The organism is Paenibacillus sp. AGC31 (genome assembly GCF_057334655.1).
Map to the genome: position 1 here is coordinate 1 of NZ_JBHFJH010000048.1, position 877 is coordinate 877.

Annotated in this window: 1 rRNA gene; it reads left to right on the forward strand. The window is 53.2% G+C overall.

Annotated features, from left to right (window positions below):
• Positions 1-877: ribosomal RNA gene (locus tag ACE04G_RS28610) — 23S ribosomal RNA — on the forward strand; the annotation flags it as partial.

The window sequence follows — 877 nt, forward strand, 5'->3', positions numbered from 1 at the left end:
CATTGAAAGAGTGCGTAATAGCTCACTGGTCGAGTGACTCTGCGCCGAAAATGTAACGGGGCTAAACACACCACCGAAGCTATGGCTTGATGCTTTGCATCAGGGGTAGGGGAGCGTTGTATAAGGGTTGAAGGTGTACCGTAAGGAGCGCTGGACATTATACAAGTGAGAATGCCGGTATGAGTAACGAAAAGATCAGTGAGAATCTGATCCGCCGAAAGCCTAAGGGTTCCTGAGGAAGGCTCGTCCGCTCAGGGTAAGTCGGGACCTAAGGCGAGGCCGAAAGGCGTAGTCGAAGGACAACAGGTCGAAATTCCTGTACCACCGTAAGCCGTTATGAGCAATGGGGGGACGCAGTAGGGTAGTGACGCGGACTGATGGATGTCCGTCTAAGCAGTGAGGCTGATGTGTAGGCAAATCCGCACATTGTAAGGCTGAGCTGTGATGGGGAGCGAAAATTATAGTAGCGAAGGTCATGATCTCACACTGCCAAGAAAAGCCTCTAGCCAGGTGATGGTGCCCGTACCGCAAACCGACACAGGTAGGCGAGAAGAGTATTCTAAGGCGCGCGGAAGAACTCTCGTTAAGGAACTCGGCAAAATGACCCCGTAACTTCGGGAGAAGGGGTGCCCCGGTAGTGTGAATAGCACGAGGGGGCCGCAGTGAAAAGGCCCAAGCGACTGTTTAGCAAAAACACAGGTCTGTGCGAAGCCGTAAGGCGAAGTATACGGGCTGACGCCTGCCCGGTGCTGGAAGGTTAAGGGGAGTGGTTAGGGAGTAATCCCGAAGCTGTGAACCGAAGCCCCAGTAAACGGCGGCCGTAACTATAACGGTCCTAAGGTAGCGAAATTCCTTGTCAGGTAAATTCTGACCCGCA